This window comes from Halolamina salina (genome assembly GCF_042678005.1).
GTDB classification, from domain to species: domain Archaea; phylum Halobacteriota; class Halobacteria; order Halobacteriales; family Haloferacaceae; genus Halolamina; species Halolamina salina.
In genome coordinates, this window is the sequence record NZ_JBHUDH010000173.1 from 1 (window position 1) to 924 (window position 924).

General features: G+C 36.7%; 1 protein-coding gene. It reads right to left on the reverse strand.

Translation table 11 applies throughout. The features are described from left to right. Positions 1-455 (reverse strand): hypothetical protein (locus ACFR9S_RS13400; RefSeq protein ID WP_379818873.1); only part of this gene is annotated, 455 nt, incomplete at its 3' end. Positions 456-924 lie beyond the last annotated feature (469 nt).

A 924-nucleotide genomic window follows, 5' to 3' on the forward strand; every position in this document is an offset into this window, starting at 1 on the left:
GGAAACTTGGGAGAGCTTATTTCAATCTTCTCAGACTCATTGAGAACCCTTTGATAAAAACTATCTGTATACTCAGTGGTTGCCTTTACAACCGTCTTATTGCCATTTTTATTTCCTTCTCGAAGAGTTCGGATATATCCGGGAGTATGGTGAAGATGAATGCCGCTATTGCTGATTGATTTGGATGCGAAGAAATCAAAAATTCGCTCTGAATAATAACGATTGTTGAAATCCTCCATAAGAAACTGATTGATACCGGTCATCGCTCGTGGTATCGTTCGGCCGAGGGGGATCGGTGTCGTAATAAAATCATTAGGCACTACACGTTTCTCTACACCCCGGCAATATATATGATTGAGAAGATTACGATGTTTTAATCCAATTGATAGCTCAGTCAAATCCTGCCCAGTCTGTGATCCAACATCGCTATATCCAACAACGGAAATTGTTTCCATTGGCTGTAATTGGATAAAGAAAGCGCAAAAGCTATTTCGATTCGTTTTAATTATGGCGTTACCAATGAATATAATATCGTCCAGAAACTTAAGATATCGTGAAAGCTTAAGTGAACTAATAGAGGAGACCACTATCATATATTTAACAACAGAACGCAGTGATCCTTTCAACAGACAGTGATAGGTTCAGGAAATTTTTGGGTATACTTTCACCTCTACTCTAATGATATCCCACTGTATTCTGAAACTCTCCTATGGAACTAAGAATTAACATTTATACCCCTAACCAGTGGGCTATTTTATCCACTTATAAGAATAACCTATATAAGAATATAAATAATATAAAATCTACTTGTAACATCTATCTAATATTTATGGAGTGTTTGTTTTAGATGGTGAAATTACTACTGGGAATGGACAGAAGTTAGCTAATTGGACTGTAGTGAATACAAGTGGGAGTATTTCCCTT